Raw genomic sequence first — 621 nt, 5'->3', positions numbered from 1 at the left:
TCGGCGGCGGCGCGCAAGGAATCGCGCGGCGCGCATGCGCATCGCGACTACGAAAAGCGCGACGACGAGAACTGGATGAAGCACACGCTGTGGTTCTCGGAAGGTTGCCGTCTGGACTACAAGCCGGTCAACACCAAGCCGCTGACCGTTGAGACCTTCAAGCCGAAGGCACGTACTTTCTAAGGCAGAACAGAACATGGCACGTACACTGAAATTCAAGATCTACCGCTACGATCCGGACAAGGATGCCAAGCCGTACATGCAGGACCTGACGGTGACCTTGCAGGACACCGACAAGATGCTGCTGGACGCACTGCAGCGCATCAAGGCCGACGTGGACGACTCGCTGGCGCTGCGCCGCTCCTGCCGCGAAGGCGTGTGCGGCTCGGACGCGATGAACATCAACGGCAAGAACGGACTGGCCTGCACGACCAATCTCAACGAGCTGACCGAGCCGATCGTGCTGCGGCCGCTGCCGGGACTGCCGGTGATCCGCGACCTGATCGTGGACATGACGCAGTTCTTCAAGCAGTACCACTCGATCAAGCCGTACCTGATCAACGAGACGATTCCGCCGGAGAAGGAGCGTCTGCAGACGCCGGCCGAGCGCGAGGAGCTCGA

General features: G+C 61.5%; 1 protein-coding gene and 1 pseudogene. Both read left to right on the top strand.

Annotated elements, in window-relative coordinates:
- Window positions 1-183 (top strand): annotated as a pseudogene (locus IGW03_RS37800) (succinate dehydrogenase/fumarate reductase flavoprotein subunit); the annotation flags it as partial.
- Window positions 184-196: 13 nt separating this feature from the next.
- Window positions 197-621 (top strand): 2Fe-2S iron-sulfur cluster-binding protein (locus IGW03_RS37795; RefSeq protein ID WP_228536366.1); only part of this gene is annotated, 425 nt, incomplete at its 3' end.

The sequence above is a fragment of the Noviherbaspirillum malthae genome (assembly GCF_015352985.1).
Classification (GTDB): Bacteria; Pseudomonadota; Gammaproteobacteria; order Burkholderiales; family Burkholderiaceae_D; genus Noviherbaspirillum; species Noviherbaspirillum malthae.
This window is presented reverse-complemented; position numbering and strand designations above follow the sequence as displayed.